The 22,050-nt window shown below is 36.6% G+C and carries 27 protein-coding genes; 14 read left to right on the top strand and 13 right to left on the bottom strand.

From position 1 onward, the window contains the following. Positions 1-13: 13 nt before the first annotated feature. The 4 genes from PZ898_RS21175 to PZ898_RS21160 form a co-directional block, all read right to left on the bottom strand. Positions 14-424 (bottom strand): curli production assembly/transport component CsgF, encoded by a 411-nt coding sequence (locus tag PZ898_RS21175; protein ID WP_062675648.1) that lies wholly within the window; start codon positions 422-424, stop codon positions 14-16. Between the two features lie 11 nt (positions 425-435). Further along, complete coding sequence (gene csgH / locus PZ898_RS21170) at positions 436-1,170, bottom strand: curli-like amyloid fiber formation chaperone CsgH (RefSeq protein WP_277694178.1); 735 nt, start codon at positions 1,168-1,170, stop codon at positions 436-438. Positions 1,171-1,177: 7 nt separating this feature from the next. After that, positions 1,178-1,576, bottom strand: coding sequence for a hypothetical protein (locus PZ898_RS21165; RefSeq protein WP_062675348.1), 399 nt, complete (start codon positions 1,574-1,576; stop codon positions 1,178-1,180). 118 nt (positions 1,577-1,694) lie between these two features. Continuing rightward, positions 1,695-2,513 (bottom strand): RIP homotypic interaction motif-containing protein, encoded by an 819-nt coding sequence (locus PZ898_RS21160; RefSeq protein WP_062675349.1) that lies wholly within the window; start codon positions 2,511-2,513, stop codon positions 1,695-1,697. Between the two features lie 480 nt (positions 2,514-2,993). Here PZ898_RS21160 and PZ898_RS21155 point away from each other — a divergent pair, with 480 nt between their 5' ends. From PZ898_RS21155 to PZ898_RS21140, 4 genes are read left to right on the top strand one after another with little or no spacing between them, the layout of a single operon-like run. Continuing rightward, on the top strand, positions 2,994-3,623 hold the full coding sequence (locus PZ898_RS21155) for a CoA pyrophosphatase (protein ID WP_034697165.1): 630 nt from the start codon (positions 2,994-2,996) through the stop codon (positions 3,621-3,623). Between the two features lie 27 nt (positions 3,624-3,650). Then, complete coding sequence (locus tag PZ898_RS21150) at positions 3,651-4,457, top strand: lysophospholipid acyltransferase family protein (protein WP_062675350.1); 807 nt, start codon at positions 3,651-3,653, stop codon at positions 4,455-4,457. A 15-nt stretch (positions 4,458-4,472) separates the two neighbouring features. Beyond that, positions 4,473-4,910 carry a hypothetical protein gene (locus PZ898_RS21145; protein ID WP_062675351.1) on the top strand — a complete coding sequence of 146 codons (438 nt, stop codon included), beginning with the start codon at positions 4,473-4,475 and terminating at the stop codon, positions 4,908-4,910. Between the two features lie 6 nt (positions 4,911-4,916). Further along, the gene (locus PZ898_RS21140; RefSeq protein WP_277694177.1) at positions 4,917-6,254 is read left to right on the top strand and encodes a Mur ligase family protein; all 1,338 of its coding nucleotides are present in this window, start codon (positions 4,917-4,919) and stop codon (positions 6,252-6,254) included. Between the two features lie 49 nt (positions 6,255-6,303). On the opposite strand, the gene PZ898_RS21135 is transcribed toward PZ898_RS21140, so the two are convergent. The 4 genes from PZ898_RS21135 to PZ898_RS21120 all read right to left on the bottom strand — a co-directional run bounded on the left by PZ898_RS21135 (position 6,304) and on the right by PZ898_RS21120 (position 9,894). After that, positions 6,304-6,915 carry a hypothetical protein gene (locus tag PZ898_RS21135; protein WP_277694176.1) on the bottom strand — a complete coding sequence of 204 codons (612 nt, stop codon included), beginning with the start codon at positions 6,913-6,915 and terminating at the stop codon, positions 6,304-6,306. A gap of 93 nt (positions 6,916-7,008) precedes the next feature. Beyond that, positions 7,009-8,067: a nitronate monooxygenase gene (locus PZ898_RS21130; protein WP_277694175.1), complete on the bottom strand. Its 1,059-nt coding sequence runs from the start codon at positions 8,065-8,067 to the stop codon at positions 7,009-7,011. Positions 8,068-8,212: 145 nt separating this feature from the next. Next, positions 8,213-8,917, bottom strand: a complete 705-nt coding sequence (locus tag PZ898_RS21125) for a DNA alkylation repair protein (RefSeq protein ID WP_277694174.1) — start codon at positions 8,915-8,917, stop codon at positions 8,213-8,215. A 101-nt stretch (positions 8,918-9,018) separates the two neighbouring features. Beyond that, positions 9,019-9,894, bottom strand: a complete 876-nt coding sequence (locus PZ898_RS21120) for an aldo/keto reductase (protein ID WP_277694173.1) — start codon at positions 9,892-9,894, stop codon at positions 9,019-9,021. A gap of 285 nt (positions 9,895-10,179) precedes the next feature. On the opposite strand from PZ898_RS21120, the gene PZ898_RS21115 reads away from it, so the two are divergent. Together PZ898_RS21115 and PZ898_RS21110 are read left to right on the top strand one after the other, a co-directional pair. Continuing rightward, on the top strand, positions 10,180-10,614 hold the full coding sequence (locus PZ898_RS21115) for a GNAT family N-acetyltransferase (protein WP_277694172.1): 435 nt from the start codon (positions 10,180-10,182) through the stop codon (positions 10,612-10,614). Further along, positions 10,615-11,082: a GNAT family N-acetyltransferase gene (locus PZ898_RS21110; protein ID WP_277694171.1), complete on the top strand. Its 468-nt coding sequence runs from the start codon at positions 10,615-10,617 to the stop codon at positions 11,080-11,082. Here PZ898_RS21110 and PZ898_RS21105 read toward each other — a convergent pair. Beyond that, the gene (locus PZ898_RS21105; RefSeq protein ID WP_062675359.1) at positions 11,059-11,955 is read right to left on the bottom strand and encodes a LysR family transcriptional regulator; all 897 of its coding nucleotides are present in this window, start codon (positions 11,953-11,955) and stop codon (positions 11,059-11,061) included. The genes PZ898_RS21110 and PZ898_RS21105 overlap by 24 nt on opposite strands. 40 nt (positions 11,956-11,995) lie before the next feature. Further along, the gene (locus PZ898_RS21100) at positions 11,996-12,742 is read right to left on the bottom strand and encodes a metallophosphoesterase (protein ID WP_277694170.1); all 747 of its coding nucleotides are present in this window, start codon (positions 12,740-12,742) and stop codon (positions 11,996-11,998) included. A gap of 464 nt (positions 12,743-13,206) precedes the next feature. Between PZ898_RS21100 and PZ898_RS21095 the strand changes: the two genes are divergently transcribed. The 6 genes from PZ898_RS21095 (at position 13,207) to PZ898_RS21070 (ending at position 18,085) form a co-directional block, all read left to right on the top strand. Further along, positions 13,207-13,824 carry an NAD(P)H-dependent oxidoreductase gene (locus PZ898_RS21095; protein WP_277694169.1) on the top strand — a complete coding sequence of 206 codons (618 nt, stop codon included), beginning with the start codon at positions 13,207-13,209 and terminating at the stop codon, positions 13,822-13,824. Then, positions 13,821-14,705: an NAD-dependent epimerase/dehydratase family protein gene (locus PZ898_RS21090; RefSeq protein ID WP_277694168.1), complete on the top strand. Its 885-nt coding sequence runs from the start codon at positions 13,821-13,823 to the stop codon at positions 14,703-14,705. The genes PZ898_RS21095 and PZ898_RS21090 overlap by 4 nt, the downstream gene beginning before the upstream one ends. 1 nt (position 14,706) lies before the next feature. Continuing rightward, positions 14,707-14,994 carry a putative quinol monooxygenase gene (locus PZ898_RS21085; protein WP_062675651.1) on the top strand — a complete coding sequence of 96 codons (288 nt, stop codon included), beginning with the start codon at positions 14,707-14,709 and terminating at the stop codon, positions 14,992-14,994. A gap of 80 nt (positions 14,995-15,074) precedes the next feature. Then, a complete protein-coding gene (locus PZ898_RS21080; RefSeq protein WP_123278993.1) occupies positions 15,075-15,749 on the top strand; it encodes a type 1 glutamine amidotransferase domain-containing protein in 675 nt (224 codons plus the stop codon). A 162-nt stretch (positions 15,750-15,911) separates the two neighbouring features. After that, entirely contained in the window at positions 15,912-16,895 is a 984-nt protein-coding gene (locus PZ898_RS21075) for an aldo/keto reductase (RefSeq protein ID WP_123278838.1), read from the top strand. A 221-nt stretch (positions 16,896-17,116) separates the two neighbouring features. Further along, positions 17,117-18,085, top strand: a complete 969-nt coding sequence (locus PZ898_RS21070) for a cyclase family protein (RefSeq protein ID WP_123278839.1) — start codon at positions 17,117-17,119, stop codon at positions 18,083-18,085. A 238-nt stretch (positions 18,086-18,323) separates the two neighbouring features. Here the strand turns inward: PZ898_RS21070 and PZ898_RS21065 are convergent, their stop codons facing one another. The 3 genes from PZ898_RS21065 to PZ898_RS21055 all read right to left on the bottom strand — a co-directional run bounded on the left by PZ898_RS21065 (position 18,324) and on the right by PZ898_RS21055 (position 19,842). Beyond that, positions 18,324-18,767: a carboxymuconolactone decarboxylase family protein gene (locus tag PZ898_RS21065; RefSeq protein ID WP_120233542.1), complete on the bottom strand. Its 444-nt coding sequence runs from the start codon at positions 18,765-18,767 to the stop codon at positions 18,324-18,326. 4 nt (positions 18,768-18,771) lie between these two features. Then, positions 18,772-19,206 (bottom strand): DoxX family protein, encoded by a 435-nt coding sequence (locus PZ898_RS21060; RefSeq protein WP_277694167.1) that lies wholly within the window; start codon positions 19,204-19,206, stop codon positions 18,772-18,774. A gap of 63 nt (positions 19,207-19,269) precedes the next feature. After that, positions 19,270-19,842: a Crp/Fnr family transcriptional regulator gene (locus PZ898_RS21055; RefSeq protein WP_062675366.1), complete on the bottom strand. Its 573-nt coding sequence runs from the start codon at positions 19,840-19,842 to the stop codon at positions 19,270-19,272. 65 nt (positions 19,843-19,907) lie between these two features. On the opposite strand from PZ898_RS21055, the gene PZ898_RS21050 reads away from it, so the two are divergent. Next, positions 19,908-20,273, top strand: a complete 366-nt coding sequence (locus tag PZ898_RS21050) for a DUF1304 domain-containing protein (protein WP_047429381.1) — start codon at positions 19,908-19,910, stop codon at positions 20,271-20,273. Between the two features lie 525 nt (positions 20,274-20,798). Next, the gene (locus tag PZ898_RS21045) at positions 20,799-22,049 is read left to right on the top strand and encodes a glycine betaine/L-proline ABC transporter ATP-binding protein (protein WP_062675368.1); all 1,251 of its coding nucleotides are present in this window, start codon (positions 20,799-20,801) and stop codon (positions 22,047-22,049) included. Position 22,050 lies beyond the last annotated feature (1 nt).

The raw sequence follows: 22,050 nt of genomic DNA, 5'->3' as shown, positions 1-22,050 counted from the left end.
TTTTAGTGATTACCTATTTTGGAATTACGATCTCGGACTGATCGCCATTGCTGGTATCCAAAATATTGATTAAAAGTCCCTGATTAGTATTGGTAATTTGTAGATAAAGGGAACCGAAAAGATAATTTCCGGGTTTTATGTTTCCATCACCAAACTGTTCTTCAAACAGTTTTCGTGAAAGCTCACTGAGGATCTGCCTGTTAAGACTCTCAGTAAAACTATCAAGAGAGTTCACGCGATCCAGCAAATTGCTGAAATCATTTTTTTCATCAAATGGGTTTTGGGCATTAGCAGAGCTTAAAAGCCACTGGTAATTAAATGTATCTCCTCCAAAGGCTGGATTTACCGGCTTATAGACGAGCTGCTGAGCTTTTCCGTAGAAAATACCCGCAATACATGTCAAAATAATGATAAATGTTTTCATGGCGGACATTTTTAATAGATGAATTCATTTTTAATAAGATTTTTCTTAGCATTAAATTCTTTGATATATTTTAAGCTATAGCTTAATTGTTCTTTTAAATAATCCTCTGCCGGATTGGTCATAAAACTGTAAATAATTTTATCTTCCATCTGAATATTAATCTGACCACTTGTTCCACGGAGAGGAAGTTCTGTAATAGTTATTACGCTACTGCTTTTATCAGGAAGCTGACTGTACTGCATGTAAAACATATCATAAAAGTCTTTTCCTACTTTGGTTTTTGTCTCATCAATAGTAAGTCCTCTGAGTTCGTAAGCAGCATCTTCTTCTATCTTAGCTGTTTTTTTTTTGAAAAGATTGCTGTTCAGTTCAACACTGTCTTTGGCAATCAGCTTCTGGGTTTCTTCATCCCTGATATAAAGAAAAGCTTTGAGAGCATCTTTTGATTCAAGATTCACACTGATTTCCGATAATACCTTTACTTCATTGGGATTGACGGAAAATTTACCGTTCTGCTGGTTGTTTGAAAGATTTCCACTATTGCCTTTTTTTATGGAAATCAAAAGGTAATTCAGTTCTTTATATACAGCAGTGTTATTGATTACGACTGCTTTCAATCTGACCTGGTTTTCAAGGACACTACTCTCTATCCTTGCGTTTACTTTCTTATCTTCCTGCCCATAAACCCATACAGACAGGAAGGTAAAAAATGTACCCAAGCTAAGGGAATATAAAAGTTTCATCATTTGTGTTTTAATAGTTTCTCATGAAAACTGTCTTATTATCTCCCTTTACATTAATCTGAATTCCATCCGAAATACTGTTGCTTCCTGTAACATCAATAATATTATTGTTTCCCTGTGCAGTAATGGCAGCTTTTGTTTCTTTATCTGTAAATGAATTGATAAAATATAGGGTATTGAAATCTCCCAGCTGTCTTACTATAATATTCGTTCGGGTATTTAGGGAAAGTTCGGCATTGTTATAGTCTCCTATCTGGATGATATCGGATCCATAAGAACTCTGATCTGTCTGTTGTCTGGCTATAAGATTAAAGATTGTATTGCTGTTGACCTTATCCCAGTCTATTTCCTGTGCATGTATTGGCAACATTATGAAAAGAGCCAAAACACTCCATTTTAAGTTAAACATAGCCTTAGTATTAAAATTACATGATAGCAAAACGGAGAAAACCGAAGGGTTAAAAAAGGAGAAACACTGCAGTTTCTCCTTTACAATTTCTAAGATTTACAGTATCTTGTTATAGGGCTTAATTTGACTGATTTACAATCATTGAGTTTCCATTACCCATCTGAGTTCCTACATGAACATGGCCAAGACCGCTCTGAGCTACCCAGGTAAAGTTACCATTACCCATCTGAAGATCAAGAGCTGTGTTGGAATCTCCTATCTGGAACTGATAAAGCTGGTTAGCATTACCTATCTGTACTCCTGCAGAAGTGTTGTCATCTCCTACCTGTACTGAGGCCGCAATATTACCATTTCCTGCTTGAATATGAGTGGCACTGTTGTCATCACCATCCTGATACTGAACAAGAACATTATTAGCTCCTATCTGAAGTCCGCTGGCATCATTTCTTCTTCCCAGCTGAACCTGATAAGCGTCATTCCCAATACCCACCTGAATAGCAGAAGCATCATTTCTTCTTCCGTCCTGATATTGGAAAACATAGTTTCCTAATCCAATCTGTACTGAAGAAGCATCATTTCTTCTTCCGATCTGAGTTTGTTCTGTAGAGTTAAGTACTCCTAATTGCCAAGTTGAAGCAGAGTTTCTGTTACCCATCTGTAACACTTCATTTGAGTTTCCAATACCCATCTGATCTACATCTACAGAGTTTCTGTTTCCGATACTTTTTGCATTATTGACATTTAAAATTCCTACCTGGTCAATATCTGCAGTATTACGATTCCCTGTCTGTGTAAGAGAATTGATGTTCAAAAGACCAGTCTGGTCTACTGTAGCAACATTTAAGTTTCCTGTTTGAGTAGTCACATCAATATTGAATTGTGCGAATCCGAAACTCATTGCGAATAGTGTAAGTACACCTGTAAGTAAATTTTTCATCTTAGTAAAAATTAATTGGTTAATAGTAAGGCAAAGGTAGCTTCCCCGTCAAAATGAAAAACCACCATCAAAGTGTAAATTTTGAAAATCACTGTTTCCAGTTGGACAAGTCATTATTTACCGTTACGGAAAAACACCATCACAACATATTGATTTACAGCAAAATCCATCAATAGTGAATATTAATATTTATGCAAGGATGATTTCTTCTAAGCAAGCCCGATTTTTTATCTATTCAAAACATCACAATTCAGGGTTTTACGCTATTTCTTACCCAATCCTTTCAAATTTATTTTATCCACCGAAAATCAATTTTATATTAGAAATTCAAGACTGAAAGTGAAATAGATTGCATTTTATCATTCATGATATCTTATTAGGTTTAATAAGTAAATATTTCTGGCTACGATGCGGTCTTTCTCATAGGTTAATTAATGTTAAGGCACTTATTTCTTCAAGATATATTGCTAAATTTGAGCTATGGAAAATTTTGGAAAAGATTTATTAAGAAAAATAAAAAGCGTGGAACTTCCCGGTGAACACGCCCATGGAGTATTCTCGCCTCCCTACCGTCCCGTTTTTACTTATGATGAAGTATTGTCAAAGAATCCCAAATTTGCGGCAGTCAATATTGTTTTATATCTGAAAGACAACGAATGGTATTTTCCATTGATTCAAAGAACGATTAATGAGCACGACAGACACAGCGGGCAGATATCACTGCCTGGAGGAAAGCGTGAGGAAATGGACAGAGATTTTGCAGAAACCGCAGTTCGTGAAACCTCTGAAGAAATCGGAATAGATAAACATTATGTAAGGATCATCAGAGAAATGTCTCCTATCTATATCCCGCCAAGCAATTTTTATGTGTATCCCTATATCTCTTATACCAAAAAGAATCCTGCTTTTGTTCTTCAACAGACTGAAGCTGTGGAAACCATAGAATTTCCCATCACTTCCTTTTTAAACCTGTCGGATACCCCGGAGATTATGGCTCTGCCAAGCGCAGGCGGACATGATGTTCCTGTCATTAATTTCAACGGATATATCATTTGGGGTGCTACAGCCATGATATTAAGTGAATTCAGTCAGTTGCTGAAAAAAATGTAACTTTGCACTACCGTGTTTAATTGAGAGATGGCGAAGAAAAATATTTTCACCGATGCATTCGGAACTCCTTATTTTTTGAAAAGGTTTATTATTTTTATTTTAGGAATTGTTTCTTACAGAAGATTCAATGGCTTTAATAAGTTAAAAATAACCGGTACAGAACACCTTGTGGATCTTCCGGACTCTAACGTACTGTTTGTATCCAACCATCAGACCTATTTTGCAGATGTGGCGGCAATGTATCATGCCTTCTGTGCTGTGAACAACGGATATTTAAATACAATAAAAAACCCGATCTATCTGTTGAATCCGAAGATCGATTTTTACTATGTGGCAGCAGAAGAAACCATGAATAAAGGTATTCTTCCCAAAATTTTCAAAATTGCCGGAGCTGTAACGGTAAAAAGAACATGGAGATCTGAAGGGAAAAATGTCAACAGAATGGTAGACATGAGCGAGGTAGATAATATTATGAAAGCATTGGACAATGGCTGGGTAGCTACTTTCCCTCAAGGAACTACATCGGCTTTTGCACAGGGACGAAGAGGAACTGCCAAACTGGTAAAAAATCAGCGTCCTATTGTAATTCCAATCAAAATAAACGGATTCAGAAGAGCTTTTGATAAAAAAGGACTCCGCGTAAAGGTAACCGGTGTAAAACCTACGATGGAATTTAAAGCTCCTTTGGATATTGATTATGATAATGAAAAAGCACCGGAAATTTTATTGAAAATTATGACTGCTATTGAGCAGACAGAAGATTTCAATCTATTACACAGTTATGATGAAGAACTTAAAGCTAAAAAATTAGAACAAAAGGACTCAAATAATTAAAGTAAATTAAAAATTATGAACAAAATACTTGGAATCCTATTCGCAATCATAGTATTAGTTTCATGCAACAGCCAAAAGGTATATTCGGATTTTGACATCAGCTATTCGAAAAGCGGAGGTGTTGCTCCTATTTATGAAAATCTTCTTATCAAAGGAAATAATGTACACTACTCTTTTGAAGGACAGGGAAAGAAATACAAACAGGATTTTAAAATTTCTGATGAAGATTTAAAGAAACTGGATCAGGTTCTTTCTCAGAATAATTTCAGAAGAATACAGGAAGACCGTAAAAAATTGTACGACAATATTTCAACGTCCATCAACGTCAAGAAAGGTCCCAATGAAGGCAGTAAAACGGATGCCAGTATGATCATTCCGAATTACAAGACCAACTGGAACAATATTCTTGAAGCTTTTCAGCAGATCATTAATACTAATGTTAAAAAACAGTAAATACAATTGAAAACCCACTTCATTGCCATTGGCGGAAGCGCCATGCATAATCTCGCCATCGCATTAAAAGACAAAGGATATCAGGTGACAGGTTCTGATGACGCTATTTTTGAGCCTTCAAAGTCCCGATTGGAAAAGAAAGGAATTCTGCCTCAGGAAATGGGCTGGTTCCCGGAAAAGATCACTTCGGATATTGATGCAGTCATTCTTGGGATGCATGCACACCAGGATAATCCTGAGTTGGCAAGAGCAAAAGAACTGGGCTTGAAAATATATTCTTATCCTGAATTCCTGTACGAACAGTCTAAAAATAAGACAAGAGTTGTCATTGCAGGATCACATGGTAAAACAACCATTACTTCAATGATTCTCCATGTTCTGAATTTCCATCAGAAAGATGTGGATTTCATGGTAGGCGCCCAGCTTGAAGGTTTCGACTGTATGGTAAAACTGACTCAGGATAATGATTTCATGGTTTTGGAAGGTGACGAGTATCTTTCATCTCCTATTGATCTTCGTTCGAAATTTTTATTGTATCAACCCAATATCGCTTTAATGAGTGGTATTGCATGGGATCATATCAATGTATTCAAAACATTTGATGATTATATTGAGCAGTTCAGAAAGTTTGTGGCAAGCATTACAGCAGGCGGCGTTCTGGTGTACAACGAAGAAGATCCGGAAGTTGTAAAAGTAGTGGAAAATGCAGAAAACTATTTCAGAAAGATCCCTTACAAAACTCCTGAATACGAAATCAATAATGGTAAAGTATATTTAAAAACGGAAATGGGAGATGTTCCTCTTTCTGTTTTTGGAGCACACAACCTGCTGAACCTTGAAGGAGCAAGACATATCTGCCAGCAGTTGGGAATTATGGATGAAGATTTCTATGAGGCAATCATGAGTTTCAAAGGCGCATCCAAGCGTCTTGAAAAAGTGGAAAGAGAAGATAAAGGAATTCTTTACAAAGATTTTGCTCATGCACCAAGTAAGGTGAAAGCAGCTGTAAAAGCCTTCGCAGAGCAATTTAAAAAGGATAAGAAATATGGATTCCTGGAGCTTCATACCTATTCAAGCTTAAATCCTGCTTTCCTTGAACAGTATGACCATGCTATGGATGGTTTGGAGGAAGCCATTGTTTTTTATTCTGAAGACGCATTGAAAATCAAGAGAATGGAACCTATTTCTCCTGAGTTTATCAAAGAAAAATTCAGGAATGAAAATCTAAGGGTTTTCACGAATGCTGAAGATCTTCATACCTACTGGAATACATTAGATAAAACGGATGGTGTTTATCTGATGATGAGTTCCGGAAATTTTGGCGGATTAGACTTAACAAAATAAATAAAAAGCTTCAGAGTATATCTGAAGCTTTTTTTATGGTAGTTTATTTTTAATCGATCAACTTTTTATTATTGGTCAGTTCGATACTTTTTATAGAACCTACCGGTGCTATTTTTATCGTTTTATTTCCTTGAGCCAGATAAATATAATACATGCTGTTGGATCCTATAAGATGTACCTGATCAGAGCTTTCATCACTGTAGTTTAATTTATAGTCATATTTAAGCTTGTTCTCCTTTATCTTCCTGGTGAGCCCAAGACCCTCTCCCCATCCTATCCCTACAAAAAAAGACAGTAACATCATGGCAAGAAATCTCACAAACATATTGGTAAAATGATTCTCAATAGCTTCTTTAGTCATAGTTTTATGTTCTTTAAGAGAAGCCATTTTTAAAGCCCATTTTTTATCTCTATTGGCCTGTTTTGACAAAAAAGAGGGAAAAGCAAATGAAAATACAACTATAATAATGAGGGCAATCAGTATTATCGGGTGAGCCGTTAGAGTGGCTATCGGGCTTATCAAAATATCCATTATCGTTGAATATTTCAGAATATTAATCCCTATCTGATAATAGAATACACTCTCTTTTAATATTCCCATTATGACGAGGAAAAGATATCCGAACGGAAGAGATCTCTGAATTCCTTCTGAGTATTTCATGGATGTTTTTATTGGTTTAGTTTTATATTGGTTCAGATCAATACTATTGATGTACGAAAATATAAAATTATCATCAAATTAAAACATACAGATTTATTTTTCACATTCTTTGATCAGATTTCTCAAAACTTCCTCTGTAGATTCTTCACTGTACCGATGAATGGACTGCCCTACCCATATTCCTACAAATTCAGGATTTTGTAGAGCTTTAGCTGCTTTTCTCAGGGCATTCGTAAGTTTGTTCTGATAAGGATAAGGTAAAATATATTCTGAGTTTTCAACTGTTTCTATAAACTGATTTTTCACTCCTCTGGCATACCTTCCGGAGAAACTTTTCGTTAAAACAATTTCGTCTTCTGTTACTTTTTTCAATCGTTCTTTTTCAAAAGGCAAAAGAGCACTTTCCTGAGAAGTTAATAGAAGATTTCCAACCTGAAAACCTTGCGCACCTAAGTCTTTCACAGCCTTTAATGTTCTTGCTCCGTAAATTCCTCCTGCATAGATTAAAGGAACATTTACCTGATCAAAGATCTGCGATAGTAAAGATAAACCTCCGATCTGCGGAATATTTTCTGCTTCAAAACTTCCTCTGTGTCCTCCAGCTTCTATTCCCTGAACACAGATGATATCAATACCGGATTTCTCAAGAAATAAAGCTTCCTTCACAGAAGTACATGTTCCGATAAGGGTAACACCATTTTCCTTTAATTTCTGAATACTCTGATCCTCCAGATTTCCAAAAGTAAAACTTAATATTTTACAATTTTCTTCAATGATAGCATCCACCTGTTCACGATAACCGTTGACACTTATTTCTTCAAGATCCGGAAGGTGCACTTCGATACTATTGTCTTTGGCCAGCTGCTCAATAAATTGCTTGGTTTTACTATACTTTTCTCTTAAAGCATCTGTCACTTCAGGAATGTGATGAACAAATATATTGGTAGCAAACGGTTTATCAGTCAGTTTTCTTGTTTCCCTGATTAATTCCACAGACTGGTCTGCAGAAAGGTCAGCCAGCGCCAAAGATCCGAGACAGCCTGCTTTTGTAGCTGCTAATGCCATCTGTACCGTGCTCACTCCAAACATTGGAGCCTGAATTACAGGATATTCTATACCTAGTTTTTTACTGATTGTATCCGGCCAAAACATAAGAATTATTTTTATTAAAATGTACGAAGAACAAAGCAATAGTTTTTGTTCCAAGATATGATATTGCTCACTATTTATTCAAGGTTCAATGTTTAGAGTTTAAGGTTGTAGATCAACTTCTATTCTATATTAAATGAATAAAGATTTACTTTTTCTTCCTGAGTTCTTTGTAGAACAATTTTAATTCCGGATCCAGTTTTTCTGTTGCGTAAGAAAATGTAACGGCAGACATTGTTTTTACATAAGCAGTGAGAAAACCGTGTAATTTCTTTTTGTCTTTTTTTCCGGCTTCCCGAATCCAGCTTCCTACAGCTTTATTCACAAGCTCGTTTGGATCGTGAACAAGGATTTCTGCTATGGCAAAAGTGTCTGCTACCTCATTTTTCCGAATAAATGCATGAGTGCTTACGATGGCTGTTCTTCTCTCCCATGGACTGTCGGAATCAGCAAGTTTGTATAAAATGTCTCTCGGTTTATCAATAAGATATTCTCCAATAATACTTCTGGCAGCTCTGTCTACAAAATCCCAGTTATTCAAACGGTCATGGCGGTTGAGATAGAGATCAAAAAGGGCTTTCTTATGGTCTTCAGACGTTTTTTTACTTCTCGCCTGAAAATCCATGATGCTTACCGCTCCCATTCTTACCTCATAAAAATCACTGTCAAGAAGCTTATTGATTTCCTCCAGAGACATCTCCGAAAATTCTTTAACCGTGGAAAAAACATCTCCGAATTTCGTCCCGAAACTCTTGGTAATACCATCATTTCCTTTGAAAAACTTCTCAGCTTTATTAAGCTCTTTTTCATTCTTAAATAATGCGAGTGTTTCTATGAATTCTTTTGCAGTCATGGTTATATTGATTTAAAAATCCCGCAGATCTCACAATAGCTCAGATTCGTAGATCTGTAAATTTGTGAAAGCTGCGGGATGTATTTTTTATAAATTCCAGATTAAATATCCGCTACGGAATTTAACATTTTTTGCTCCCATTCAGGATCTTTAGGATCAAAAAATAATCTTTTCCCAGTATCTAAAGAACGGATAACATTCATTTCATCTTCTGTCAGTTCAAAATCAAATACATTAAAGTTTTCTTCAATTCTTGAAGGGGTTACAGATTTTGGAATCACGACAAATCCTTCCTGTAAGTGCCATCTCAAAATTACCTGAGCTACTGTTTTTCCATATTTTTCTGCAATAGCTTTCAGATCAGGATTGCTTAAAAGATTTGCATTACCGTTTCCTAACGGGCTCCAAGGTTGAGTTACGATATTATTTTCTCTGTCATACACCTGCAGTTCTTTCTGCTGAAATACAGGATGCAGTTCAATCTGATTGATAACCGGTAAAACAGTTGAGTTAGCTTTCAATTCCTCCAGTTTTTCTACTGTAAAATTGCATACTCCAATCGCTTTGATTTTTCCTTCGTGGTATAATTCTTCCAAAGCTTTCCATGTAGCCAGAAAATCTCCGTATGGCCAGTGGATAAGATACATATCAAGATAATCCATCTGTAATCTGTCTAATGTTCTCTGAAAAGCACTTTTCGCCTTTTCGTATCCATGATCCTGAACCCATACTTTGGAGGTGATAAACAGTTCGTCCCTGTTTACACCACTATTTTTCACAGCAGCACCTACCGCGGTTTCATTCTGATAAATAGCAGCAGTATCAATCATTCTATATCCCGTCTGAATAGCTTTAATTACCGCATTTTCACACTCCTTCAGATCTTCCATCTGCCATACTCCGAATCCTAAAGCCGGGATATCCACTCCGTTATTTAATGTTACCACAGGTTGTCCTGTATAGGTTTTCTTTTGCATAAATCTTTATTTTAGTTATTAATATAAAGTGATAAACAAATTTGCAATAAAAAATTGAAAATACAGCCTACCAATTTTACTGTTCCTGTTAAAAAATTGTCATTTAATGAGGTTTGTTTAAACTACCCCCGTCTTTTTGCTTTGCAAAATCCACCCCTTCAAAAAGAAGGGGAATGAGTGGTCGATAAAACGGCTATGTCTACTTCTGACTTCCAGCCTCAAAATCCACCCTTCATCTAGCATCTCACCTGCATTTTACCTATTTTTGTCTAAAATTTAGAAATCATGTCACAACATATCAGATTGGCTACAGCAGAGGATTATCCGGCAATTATGGAAATATGGGAATCAGCAGTAAAAGCAACTCACGATTTTCTTGCTGAAGAGGATTTCAATTATTTCAAGGAAGCCATTCCAAGAGACTACCTTCCTCATCTGGAAGTGTATTTAATTACTGAAGATAATGAATCTAAAGGGTTTGCCTCTGTAGCAGACGGTAATCTGGAAATGCTTTTCATCCATAATGACACGCGTGGAAAAGGGTACGGTAAAAAACTTTATCAGTTTATGAAAGAGAAAACCGGACTGACGAAAGTAGATGTCAACGAACAAAATCCCGAAGCCATTGGGTTTTATGAAAAAATGGGATTCAAAAAGACCGGAAGATCTGAGAAAGATGGTTCAGGAAAGGATTATCCACTTATTCATATGAGTCTGTAAATGGAAAATTTCACTTTCAATCTATTGCATTCTGATTCGGAGATTCCTTATCATCTCCTGTTGTTGGCTGATGAAACCAAAGAAGCAATCAATCGATATATTTTCAATTCTAACATCTATCTTTTGCATGATGGTACTGAAAGCATTGCGGTAATGGCATTGTGCAGAAAAAGCAATACTGAACTGGAAATTAAAAATGTTGCCGTCATTGAAAGCTACCGAAGCAAAGGCATCGGAAGTATTCTGATGAATAAAGCAAAAGAAATTGCGAAAGAAAATCATTATAAAACACTGACTGTTGGAACATCGGATACCGGTGTCCAACAGATCAGATTTTATGAGAAAAACGGTTTTATTAAAAGTGGAATCCTGAAAAATTTTTTTATTGAAAACTATCCGGCTCCTATTTATGAAAACGGTTTACAGATGAAAGATATGGTTTTATTAAGCCATCACCTTGCGGAATAAGCCTTTGATATGTTCTATTTCGGTTTGATAATTGGTTTTCTTACGACAACCGAAATACAGGGTATTTTCAAACTTTTTCTTTCCTTCCCAGATCAGCTGAATATTACCGCTTGCAATATCATTTCTGCATAGAAAGTCAGGAACAACGGCTAACCCAGTTCCTCCTTTGAGGCAACGGATGATTGAGTTCATGTTGGGAACGATATAATTAGGACGAAAATTCGGTTTATGACCAAAATTCAATATCCAGTACTGGAAAAGATGTTCCATATCACCAGTGGTTCCGTACCATTTTTCGTTTTTCAGCCACTCCTCTATCTGTTCGGCATCTTTTGTTTTCAATACTTTATTGAAAGCTGTTTTATCCACATCCTTCCCTCCAACCAGAATGATCTGCTCGGAAGAGAATGCTTCATGTTCGATATTGGGTGAAGATCCTTTTTTGGGAGTGATGATCAGATCGAGAATTCCCTTATCCAGTTGGTCCAGCATTTCGGGGTATTCTCCGAAACTGATAATCAGATTAAAAGGCAATGAAGAAACATATTGCTCCAAAGTGGTCTGAAAAGTCTCAAAGCACATCCCGACACTGATGGTTGGAGTATGCTTCTCTGTAGATTTTTGGAAATTTTTCTCTACATCTTCGAGTTTGGTAATAGGTTCGGCAACTGCATTAAACAATACTTTTCCTCTTTCTGTCGGAATCATTTTTCGACCCGTTCTGTCGAATAGTTTGTATCCAACATAAGCTTCCAATGAGCTTAAGTGAAGGCTCACTCCCGGCTGTGATATAAACAGAGCATCGGCAGCACCTGTCAATGTCCCGGTTTTATAGATTGCCTTAAAAGTACGATACCATTCTAAATTAACCATGACTTAATTATTAATATTATAATACAAAATTACAAAATAATTATAATATTGATACGTTTTCATTTTCCAGGAATGACGCATAATAATCGGGAATCCCACTTTCCCTTATCTGGTTGGCAGTTTCATCAATCGGATAAGACAGCTGAATAATTTCAGGAGTAATTTTTTCTTCATCTAATGTAAGAATAAGGTAAGAAGCCAATCTGTTTTCTTCTTTAGAACGCCCCACGGAACCACAATTGACAGCCCAGGTATTATTTTCAAACTGTTTTTTAAATGATAAATGGGTGTGCCCCATCACTATGAGATCAGCGTCCGCGTTCTTCAGCATTGATGTGAAAACCTCATCACTCTCAGATTCGTATAAATAGGTATCATTACTTTCAAGACTGGAATGCACTAACTTTATATTCCAGTGTTTTTTACCTTTTTTATAATTTAGTTTTAAATGAAAAGGGAGTTCGGAAAGAAATTTTTTGTTGGATTCTGTAATATGCTTTTTTGAATGATCTATCGCAACGAATCTGGCAGTGGTTTCTTCTTCTGAATGCTTAGACAAAGGAACTACAGGAATATCAAAGGCAATTCTTTCGTCATGATTTCCCATCAGGCAGGGAATGTTCAGACTTCTTATTTTTTCTATCACTTCATTGCCCCAGGGTGCAAAATCAACCAGATCTCCCAAGCAGAATCTCTGACTGATTCCTCTTTGCTCTATATCCTTCAACACAACTTCCAATGCAGGAAGATTTCCATGCACATCACTAAAAACAGCTATCTGTATCATTGTCATTCAATTTGTTAGACAAATTTACCTGTCAGAAAATAATTCCGGTTCAGAGATGATATGATATTTTACCATGAAAGGGGAAATTGTCAATCGTCAATTTTTGCTTCGCAAAGTCAATAGTGAATGATTAACTGCTGATTAGAAATACCTGTATATACAAACAAATCAGCTGCACTCAATCCCGAACCACGTATCCAAAACGCGTAAAAAATTCACAAGCGAAGCGGATTGATTCTTCACCAGTCACGATCAACAAACCTCAGATCTCGTACCCGGACCACGTACCCCAAAACGTGTAAAAAATTCACAAGCGAAGCGTATTGAGCATTGACCATTCACATATATAACCTTAAATCTCTCAAACTATAATTTAAATAATACTTTCCTATAATTTATATTATTTTTATTATACAATCATCTGATCTAACTTTGCAGAGTAAAATTCAAACAATCATAAAAAAATGAAAAAAGTACTAATCATCAACGGAGGACAGAATTTCGGACATTCCGGGGGAAAATATAATCAGACTATCGCAGACAATACACTAGCCGTTCTTAAAGAATTTGATAATGTAGAAGTAAAGATAACCAATGTAAGTGAAAATTACGACAAAAATGAAGAAGTGGAGAAATTTGTCTGGGCAGACTACATTATTTATCACACTCCAATCTGGTGGTTCCAATTGCCTAACGGATTGAAAAAATATATTGACGAAGTGTTCACAGCAGGTCACGCTAAAGGAATTTATATGAGCGACGGAAGAAATGCTGAAAATCCGGAAATCAACTATGGTACAGGAGGAATGCTAGGAGGAAGAAAATATATGTTGACTACCAGCTGGAACGCTCCCGCAACTGCTTTCACTCTTCCCGGAGAATTTTTCAGTGAAAAAAGTGTGGATGAAGGACCATTATTTGGATTCCACAGAATGAATGCCTTTGTTTCACTGGAAAAAATGGAAAGCTTCCACTTCCACGATGTGGAGAAAAACGCCAATATAGAACGCGATATGAAGCTTTACAGAGAACATGTGAGAAATGTTTTTGAAAAAGAATTAAGATCAGAACTGGTATCATGAAAAAAATACTGATCACAGGTATTACCGGCTATATAGGGGGAACTATCGCAAAAAAACTCCTCGACAGGAATTATGAAGTGACAGGACTGGTTCGTAATGAAACCCACGTACAGGAACTGGAATCATTAGGAATCAAAACCATTGTGGGAAATATTCATGATGAAGATCTTATCAGAACAGCAGTTTCCGATGCAGATGCAGTTATTCATAATGCAGATTCAGCAGATGATGCGTATGCAGCAGATAACTTTATCAAAGCTCTGGAAGGAAGTCAGAAAACCTTTATATTCACTTCAGGCTCTGCCATTTTTGGAGGAAAGGAGAATGGTAAAAAAAGTGACTTTATCTTCACAGAAGATTTCCCTTTGCAGCCAAGACTGGAAATGGCATCTAGAGTATTGATCAACAATTACGTCCTGCAATCTGCCAGCAAAGGCATACGAAGTATTGTTATTGTTCCTACCATGGTTTACGGAGAAGGCCTTGGAATAAAAAAAGACAGCATTCAGGTTCCGGCTCTTATCAACTTTTCTAAGGAGAAAGGGCATGGTGTTTATTTTGGTGAAGGTGAAAACATCTGGTCCAATTTACATATTGAAGATCTCGCAGATCTGTATGTACTCGCATTGGAAAAAGCAAAAGGAGGCTCTATCTATTATGCAGAAAACGGTTCATCTTCTCTGAAAAACATTGCAGAAAATATCAGTAAAAAATATAACTTACAATCAGCTAAATCATTAAGCATACAGGATGCGGTTGACAAATTTGGTCCTGCAGGAGGTTATTTCGGTTTTGCATCCAACAGCAGATGCAGTTCAGATAAAGCCAAAGCAGAACTGGATTGGAAACCTATTTATAATTCAATTGAAAATTTTATTTAATATGAAAATTCATCTTACAGCCATTATAAAATCCAAAGCAGAACATCAGGCAGAAGTACTGGAAGTTCTTCAGAATATGGTAAAAGAAACAAGAAAAGAAGAAGCATGTGAACTTTACAACCTTCATCAGGGAATTGAAAACAAAAATGAATTTGTTTTCTACGAAATCTGGAAAAGCGAGGAAGGGTTGGCACAACACAACCAACAGCCTTACATTCAGGCCTTCGGAGCTTTGGTCGAGGAGAAACTTCAGGAAAAACCACAGATTTATATCACCAATCTTATTTAACAATGAAAAAATTAGCGTTTTTAATGCTTGCGATCTTTACGATAGGATTCATACAAGCACAAACCAAAAAATCAAAGAATATGAAAAAGAAAATTTTATTCGTCGTTACCAGCCATGATAAAAAAGGCAGTACCGGTGAAGATACAGGATATTACCTGGGTGAAGTTTCTCACCCTTGGGAAGTTCTTCACAAAGCAGGATATGAAATCGACTTTGTAAGCCCGAAAGGCGGAACACCTCCGGTAGACGGCTTCGATTTAAAAGATCCTGTCAACAAAGAATTCTGGGAGAACAAGGAATATAAAAATAAGATTGACCATTCTATGACGCCGTCACAAGTGAATCCGAAAGAATACTCAACAATCTTTTATGCAGGTGGACACGGAGCAATGTGGGATTTTGCAGACAATAAGGAACTGGCAGATATTGCTTCCAAAATTTATGAAAATGGAGGTATTGTAGCCGGAGTATGTCATGGTCCCGCAGGTTTGGTGAATATCAAGCTTAATAATGGGAAATATCTTGTAGATGGTAAGAAAATCAATGCTTTTACCAATGAAGAGGAATCTGAAGTAAAATTAACGAACGTTGTTCCATTCTTACTGGAAGATAAACTGAAAGAAAGAGGAGCAAAATTTGAAAAATCAGGGCTTTGGCAAAATCATGTGGTAACAGATCAGAGAGTAATCACAGGACAGAATCCACAGTCTGCAAAAAGCGTTGGAGAAGCTATCGTAAAAGAACTAAAAAAATAACAGACAATTTTTAACCACAAAAGTCATAAAAGTTTCAGACACTTAAGTTCTTAAAAGGGTCACCATTGAAACGGCGAGAATTCCCCTCCTCCGGAGGGATGGCGAAAATTCAAAGAATTTTTGACGGGGTGGTATAACAAAACAATTTTTAAACAAACAAAAATGGAATACAGAAAATTAGGAAACACCGATTTAGAATTATCAGCAATCACACACGGAGCTTTTGCCATCGGTGGAAACATGTGGGGCGGTAATGAAAAACAGGATTCCATCAATTCTATTCATGCTTCATTGGATCACGGAGTAACTTCTATTGATACCGCACCATTCTACGGTTTCGGACTGAGTGAAGAAATGATCGGTGAAGCTATCAAAGGAAAAGACCGTTCAAAAATTCAGCTTTTAACAAAATTCGGATTGGTATGGGACGGAAGCAACAACGGAAAAGGAGAATTTTTCTTTGATGCAGAAGACGAAGGAAAAACTCTTCCGGTTTATAAGCTGGCTTCAAAAGAAAACATCATCAAAGAAGTTGAAGAGAGCTTAAAAAGATTGGGAACAGACTATATTGATCTTTTACAGCTTCACTGGCCGGATAGCACAACGCCTATCTCTGAAACTATGGAAGCGATGGAGTTATTAATCCAGCAAGGAAAAATCCGTACTGCAGGAGTAAGCAACTACAGTGTAGCTCAAATGGAAGAAGCCAAGAGAACTTTACTACTTGCCAGCAACCAGGTTTCTTACAGCATGCTGAACCGTGCTATTGAAAACGATCTTGTCCCTTATTCTTTAGAAAATAATACAGGAATTATTGTGTACAGCCCAATGGAAAGAGGTCTTTTAACAGGTAAATATTTCAAAGAAAACCAATTAAAAGATAACGACCATAGAAACGGATATTTCTCTCAGTTTGATCTGAATAAAGTGAAAATTTTCTTAGAAAAAATAGAACCTATTGCACAGGAAAAAGGAGCCAGCCTTTCGCAACTGGTATTAAGATGGACAACGCTTCAGCCAGCAATCACAGTCGTATTGGCAGGAGCAAGAAATGCCCAGCAGGCCATCGAAAACGCAAAAGCAATATCTATTGACCTTTCACAGGAAGAATTGAACTTTATCAATTCTGCTTTGAGCGAAATATAATATAAAGCTGGAAGAAGGAGGCTGGAAGATGGAAGTTATTGATGTCGGATAACCAATAGATTGGTTTACGATTGAACTTCAACTGTCATTCCGACGAAGGAGGAATCTCTTTGTTACATGCAGAAAAGTGCATAGAAACCACCTAATTATCAATACACTAATAGAACTTCCCTCTCCCAGCTTTCTGCTTCCCTCTTTTAACCCCCCAAATCTTTTTAAAAATGAAAAATAATCTGATCAAAATGTTCGGGTTAGCCACGCTATTGACTATCAACAACATTAATTTAAAGGCACAGACACTTGTCAACCCGGAGGATAAATCATGGTATCCGTCGGCTTATGGTGAGAAAGATGAAATAGGAGCAGCCAATCTATTAACGCCGGAAGTTGTAAAACAGGCACTAGGATTAGTAAAACAGGGCAAAACATTAGCGCTTGCGGTTCCTATTGATAAAAACCTTCCTGCTTTCAGACACAGAAGTTTCAATTTATACAATATTCAGCCCGGAGAACAGGGCGGAAAAAGCATAGGTCCTAATAAATTCACCTTCAATGACGAACTGGTCAACGGATGGACCGGAGTGGGAACACAGCTGAACGGTATCGGACACATTGGTATTGACAATACTTACTATAACGGAAACAAGGCAACAGATTTCGTAACCGTCGAAGGCGTAAAAAGATTGGGTGTTGAAAAAGTACCCCCTTTCGTTACCCGAGGTGTAGTGCTTGATATGACTGCTCATTATGGAAAATCAATCGTACCCGGAGGAACAGAATTTACAGTAGAAGATATTAAATCTGTTTTGAAGAAACAGGGACTTATTCTACGAAAAGGTGATATCGTTCTTTTTAATACCGGATGGCTTGAATTGATCGGTAAAAATAATCAGCAATTCCTGGAAACAGAACCCGGAATCGGTATGGATGCCGCAAAATGGCTTGCCGATCAGGGAATCGTAGCTTTTGGTGGCGACACCTGGGCTTCTGAAGTCTATCCTAACCCAAAAAGTAAGGAAGAATTTCCCATCAACCAGTTTATGCTGGCTAAAAAAGGAATTTATAACCTGGAACTGATAGACAGCCGTCCTTTGGTAAAACAAAAAGTCTGGGAATTTTTATTCGTGCTGGGACAGCCTTTGTATGTAGGTTCTACTCAGGTGAATGTAAATCCTGTAGCTATTTATTAATTTAATTATTAGAAATATAATCCGAGAAACGGAGAGACAATGTAATTCCGGTTTAAAAAATAAAATGAACCAAAAAATTTATTTTTAGAATTAATACCCGAACCCTGTTACACTGTCACTTTGCATCTTGCATCAAAACGGCCTTTCAAAAATTTGAAAGGCCGTTTTTTTTAATAAAATAAATATCCATAGATAATACAGTCTTCATCAACTTTTATCCTCCATCTTCCTGACTTCCCTATTTTGCAATCGGAAGATGAGTACTTACTGCAATTCTGTTCCAGGCATTGATGGTAATAATCGCCATAATAATCTGAGCGATCTGGTTTTCATCAAAGAAAGACTTTGCTTTCTGATACGTTTCTTCAGTTAAACCTTTATCGCTGATCAGTGTAATTTCTTCCGTCATAGCCAACAGCACCTGCTCTTCTTCAGTGAAAAATTCTTTTGCTTCTGTCCATCCGTTCAGAATAAAAATTCTTTGAGGATTTTCTCCGTATTTGATGGCATCTTTGGTATGCATATCAAGACAGAAAGCACATTTATTGATCTGTGAAGCCCTGATCTTAATCAGTTCCTTCTGAATGTGTGTTAAAGAAATCGTTTGTAAATACCCTTCCAATCCCAGCATAGCTTTATAGGCTGCTGAATCTACTGTTGCAATATTTAATCTTGCGCTCATAATATTATATTTTTTTGGTTAATTGATCTATACTTAAAGAATAATGCTGCTGTACCGCCAGTAAAAGCGCAGCTGCACTTCCCACCCATACGGAATAGTTCAGTGGAGCTTTTGGTCCCGATGCGATGGTCATGGATATCGCAAAAATTAACAGCAGGATACTGCTTCCGTAGGCCGCAATTCTTGTTTTAAATCCAAAAATCAGCATCAAAGGAAAAAGAATTTCTAAAAAGGTTGCGGCATACGCTGAAACCGTACTTAAAGCTTCCGTAAGAAAAAAGGTAAGCTGTCTTGTATATTCTTTAAAACGCTCCATGTTTCCCCATGATGAATTTTCTTTACTCCACCATCCGAACCTGTCTGCCACCGCAGAAAGCATCGTAACGGCAAGAGCCAGTCTTAAAAAAAGTTGCGGAAACTGATTTTTTTGATCTGTCATTGCATTTGCTTTTAATCACATGACAAATTTCCGGCTTATGATCCGTAAAAAACTTAAACTGGTTTAAGATCGTAATTTTGCTCTGATTTCACTCAGATATTCCGGAGTAAGATTCAAAAATGAGGCAATCAGATATTGAGGAATCCTTTGAATAAACCACGGATACAATGTACTGAAATGCATATAAAGTTCTTCTCTGGACATCTCATATAAATAACGGATTCTGCGTTCCGCAGCAGCATATGCCCGCTGATAGATCATGCGGAAATACCTTTCCATAATAGGATGCTTTTGTAATAATTCTTCCTGGCGCTCCAGATCAATCACCAAAACGGAAGAAGGTTCTACCGCCTGTATAGAAAAGTTAGTTTGTATCTGCCTTTCGTAAGAAAATGTATCTGTAATCCACCAGTTTTCAATGGCAAATTCCGTCGTCTGCTCTACTCCTTTTTCATTGATAAAAAACTTTCTCAGACATCCTTTCACTACAAAATACATGGTCCGGCATACTTCACCTTCCAGCACCAGATTTTGCTTCTTTTTAACATCCATTACCTCAAAAAATGATACAATAGAAGTATATTCTTCGTCAGTTACCGTAATAAATTTGTTTAAATGTGATTTGAATGAATCCATTGTAAGATTTAATACTCAAACTTAACTTTATTTTTTTAGTTTTACAATGAGAAAAATATTGAATCATGGAAATCGTTGCTAAAATTCTGATCGCTGTCGTTGCACTGGAACACCTTTATATTCTTTGGATGGAAATGTTCGCATGGGAAACCAAAGGAAAGGAAGTTTTTAAAGCAGCTCTCCCTGCGGAAATGTTTAAACCAACGAAAGGACTTGCTGCCAACCAGGGACTTTACAATGGTTTTCTGGCTGCCGGACTGATCTGGTCATTCCTGATTAAAGATCCGCAATGGCAGACCAATGTGGCATTATTCTTTTTAGGATGTGTAGCTGTAGCCGGAATCTATGGAGCCATTTCTGCCACTAAAAAAATATTTTTCGTTCAGGCTTTACCAGCTATCCTTGCCATTATTGCTGTTTTATTGAAATAATCTTACAGCTTAACTTTTAAAATAATTACCTTACTTATCTTTTAACTTTAATGATAAGAGAAAATTCGTCATGAATCACCTCTTTTAAATAGTATTGAAAATCAAAAACTTACATACGTAAAAATCCATTTAATATAAAATTCGTAAATTTGCACCGTCATAAAAAATTGATATACAGTTTTTTGATGCTGGCAAGCATTTTGATGAAATGTAGCCATTCAAGTTGTTCAGTACACATATCTGTAATTACCTCATCAGTAATTTAATTGTAGAATCTATGTAAAAAGATCAGTTTCTTTTTACATAATACACTCTTTTTCTAGAGTATAATCTATTGAAATATTTAAAATAAACATAAGGCCAGCAGGTCTTTATGCTGTTATTTTTTTGTTTAAAGCTTTTATCACTAAAGGCTTAGCAAATTATTTTATCCTATGATCAACAGCAGAACAACAAAAGCTAAATGTATGTAATGAATTGGTGTACAATTTTTTATATCAAATTATTAATTGAAAAATTCTGAATATGGAAAAAAATGAAAACACTAGAAAAGTAAAACTTAAAGTGGAAGACCTGACCATCATCTTTGGTAAAAACAAAGAAAAAGCACAGGAACTTCTGGATAAAGGTTTTTCCAAAAAGGAAATTCTTGAAAAAACAGGCTGCACCATAGGAATCAACAAAGCCAGTTTTGAAATTTATGAAGGAGAATTCTTTGTGATCATGGGACTTTCGGGAAGTGGAAAATCAACTTTACTGCGTTGCCTTAACAGACTGAATGAACCCACTTCAGGAAAAGTATTCATCAATGACGATGATATTACCAGTAAAAACAACAAGGAACTTTTACAAGTAAGAAGAACGGAAATGAGTATGGTATTTCAGAAATTTGGATTACTTCCCCATCATACAATTCTCGACAATGCTGGTTTCGGGCTGGAAATAAGAGGAGAAGACAAAGCTTCACGCGATAAAAAAGCACAGAAAGCATTGGACATCGTCGGATTAACCGGCTTTGAAAACCAATATCCTTCCCAACTTTCCGGAGGAATGCAGCAGAGAGTAGGATTGGCAAGAGCACTGGCAAACGACCCTGAAGTTCTGCTTATGGATGAAGCCTTTTCCGCACTGGACCCATTGATAAAATCTGAAATGCAGGATCAGCTGCTTGAACTGCAGAATACGTTGCAAAAAACCATAGTCTTTATTACTCATGATCTGGACGAAGCCATTAAAATCGGAGACCGCATTGTCATCATGAAAGATGGTGTCATAGAACAGATAGGAACTGCTGAAGACATTTTAACCAATCCGGCAAGCGACTATGTGAAAGCATTCGTAGAGAAAGTAGACCGTAAAACCATTATTACCGCAAGATCTTTAATGTTTGACAAAGCGACAGTTGTACGTTTCAGAAAAGACGGTCCTGAGGGAGCTTTAAGAAAAATGAGAGCCACGGGATTAGAAAACTTGCCGGTGGTAGATTTTCAAAATAAATTTCTGGGTTTTGTAACCCTTAATGATGTGGTCCGCATTGCCAGAAAGAAAGAACCTACGGTAGAATCTATTATCAACAGCAATGTTCCTTCAGTTTATCCTGAAGTGACTGTTGAAGAGATGTTACCACTGATCTCTGAAAATAAATCGTCCATTGCTGTTATTGATGAAGACAATAAATTTTTAGGTCTTGTCACTCAGTTATCACTGGTCATAGAAGCGACCAAATTTAACGAAGAAGAGATTATCGAATTAAAAGAAATCGCAAACAACCAATAAG

It is taken from the genome of Chryseobacterium sp. WX, from assembly GCF_029542485.1.
In the GTDB taxonomy this organism is placed as follows: Bacteria; Bacteroidota; Bacteroidia; order Flavobacteriales; family Weeksellaceae; genus Chryseobacterium; species Chryseobacterium cucumeris.
This window is presented reverse-complemented; position numbering and strand designations above follow the sequence as displayed.

Excerpts from the sequence above, each read along its gene's own strand:
- PZ898_RS21175 (WP_062675648.1), bottom strand. The coding sequence starts at position 424 with ATGAAAACATTTATCATTATTTTGACATGTATTGCGGGTATTTTCTAC.
- csgH (WP_277694178.1), bottom strand. The coding sequence starts at position 1,170 with ATGATGAAACTTTTATATTCCCTTAGCTTGGGTACATTTTTTACCTTC.
- PZ898_RS21165 (WP_062675348.1), bottom strand. The coding sequence starts at position 1,576 with ATGTTTAACTTAAAATGGAGTGTTTTGGCTCTTTTCATAATGTTGCCA.
- PZ898_RS21160 (WP_062675349.1), bottom strand. The coding sequence starts at position 2,513 with ATGAAAAATTTACTTACAGGTGTACTTACACTATTCGCAATGAGTTTC.
- PZ898_RS21155 (WP_034697165.1), top strand. The coding sequence starts at position 2,994 with ATGGAAAATTTTGGAAAAGATTTATTAAGAAAAATAAAAAGCGTGGAA.
- PZ898_RS21150 (WP_062675350.1), top strand. The coding sequence starts at position 3,651 with ATGGCGAAGAAAAATATTTTCACCGATGCATTCGGAACTCCTTATTTT.
- PZ898_RS21145 (WP_062675351.1), top strand. The coding sequence starts at position 4,473 with ATGAACAAAATACTTGGAATCCTATTCGCAATCATAGTATTAGTTTCA.
- PZ898_RS21135 (WP_277694176.1), bottom strand. The coding sequence starts at position 6,915 with ATGAAATACTCAGAAGGAATTCAGAGATCTCTTCCGTTCGGATATCTT.
- PZ898_RS21130 (WP_277694175.1), bottom strand. The coding sequence starts at position 8,067 with ATGTTTTGGCCGGATACAATCAGTAAAAAACTAGGTATAGAATATCCT.
- PZ898_RS21125 (WP_277694174.1), bottom strand. The coding sequence starts at position 8,917 with ATGACTGCAAAAGAATTCATAGAAACACTCGCATTATTTAAGAATGAA.
- PZ898_RS21120 (WP_277694173.1), bottom strand. The coding sequence starts at position 9,894 with ATGCAAAAGAAAACCTATACAGGACAACCTGTGGTAACATTAAATAAC.
- PZ898_RS21115 (WP_277694172.1), top strand. The coding sequence starts at position 10,180 with ATGTCACAACATATCAGATTGGCTACAGCAGAGGATTATCCGGCAATT.
- PZ898_RS21110 (WP_277694171.1), top strand. The coding sequence starts at position 10,615 with ATGGAAAATTTCACTTTCAATCTATTGCATTCTGATTCGGAGATTCCT.
- PZ898_RS21105 (WP_062675359.1), bottom strand. The coding sequence starts at position 11,955 with ATGGTTAATTTAGAATGGTATCGTACTTTTAAGGCAATCTATAAAACC.
- PZ898_RS21100 (WP_277694170.1), bottom strand. The coding sequence starts at position 12,742 with ATGATACAGATAGCTGTTTTTAGTGATGTGCATGGAAATCTTCCTGCA.
- PZ898_RS21095 (WP_277694169.1), top strand. The coding sequence starts at position 13,207 with ATGAAAAAAGTACTAATCATCAACGGAGGACAGAATTTCGGACATTCC.
- PZ898_RS21090 (WP_277694168.1), top strand. The coding sequence starts at position 13,821 with ATGAAAAAAATACTGATCACAGGTATTACCGGCTATATAGGGGGAACT.
- PZ898_RS21085 (WP_062675651.1), top strand. The coding sequence starts at position 14,707 with ATGAAAATTCATCTTACAGCCATTATAAAATCCAAAGCAGAACATCAG.
- PZ898_RS21080 (WP_123278993.1), top strand. The coding sequence starts at position 15,075 with ATGAAAAAGAAAATTTTATTCGTCGTTACCAGCCATGATAAAAAAGGC.
- PZ898_RS21075 (WP_123278838.1), top strand. The coding sequence starts at position 15,912 with ATGGAATACAGAAAATTAGGAAACACCGATTTAGAATTATCAGCAATC.
- PZ898_RS21070 (WP_123278839.1), top strand. The coding sequence starts at position 17,117 with ATGAAAAATAATCTGATCAAAATGTTCGGGTTAGCCACGCTATTGACT.
- PZ898_RS21065 (WP_120233542.1), bottom strand. The coding sequence starts at position 18,767 with ATGAGCGCAAGATTAAATATTGCAACAGTAGATTCAGCAGCCTATAAA.
- PZ898_RS21060 (WP_277694167.1), bottom strand. The coding sequence starts at position 19,206 with ATGACAGATCAAAAAAATCAGTTTCCGCAACTTTTTTTAAGACTGGCT.
- PZ898_RS21055 (WP_062675366.1), bottom strand. The coding sequence starts at position 19,842 with ATGGATTCATTCAAATCACATTTAAACAAATTTATTACGGTAACTGAC.
- PZ898_RS21050 (WP_047429381.1), top strand. The coding sequence starts at position 19,908 with ATGGAAATCGTTGCTAAAATTCTGATCGCTGTCGTTGCACTGGAACAC.
- PZ898_RS21045 (WP_062675368.1), top strand. The coding sequence starts at position 20,799 with ATGGAAAAAAATGAAAACACTAGAAAAGTAAAACTTAAAGTGGAAGAC.